Below are 394 nucleotides of genomic sequence, written 5' to 3'. Positions count from 1 at the left end.
GCCCACGGCAAATCCAAACCGCTGCCCGGGACATGCAAGCGTGTGGCCTTTTTATGGCCATTCAGGCAAGATGGCAGGCATCCGCCCCCCGAGGAACGTCCCGTGCCCACACCCATCGCATTGCAGGCGTTCGTCGACGCCAATCTCCCCTACACCACCAACCGTCCTGCCGATCCGGCCTTGATCGAGCGATATGAAAATCTGCTTCCGGCGGCCTTGCTGGAACTGTGGCGCGTACATGGCCTGGGCTATTACGGCGAACGGGCACTGTGGCTGCTGAACCCCGACACCTGGCAGGCGACGTTCGATCTTTGGGTAAATCCCGGGCAGGACGAGACAAGGCGGATTCCGGTGCTGATGACGCCTTTCGGCACGCTGCTTTACTACCGTAAGC

The 394-nt window shown here is 61.2% G+C and carries 1 protein-coding gene; it reads left to right on the top strand.

Annotated elements, in window-relative coordinates; all coding sequences use genetic code 11:
- Positions 1–102: 102 nt before the first annotated feature.
- Positions 103–394: GAD-like domain-containing protein (locus EE949_RS25670; RefSeq protein ID WP_277423384.1), on the top strand; the 292-nt coding region annotated here is incomplete at its 3' end.

The sequence above is a fragment of the Pseudomonas viridiflava genome, from assembly GCF_900602065.1.
In the GTDB taxonomy this organism is placed as follows: domain Bacteria; phylum Pseudomonadota; class Gammaproteobacteria; order Pseudomonadales; family Pseudomonadaceae; genus Aquipseudomonas.
Note: the sequence above shows the minus strand (reverse complement) of the source record. Positions and strands in the feature narration are given on the sequence as shown.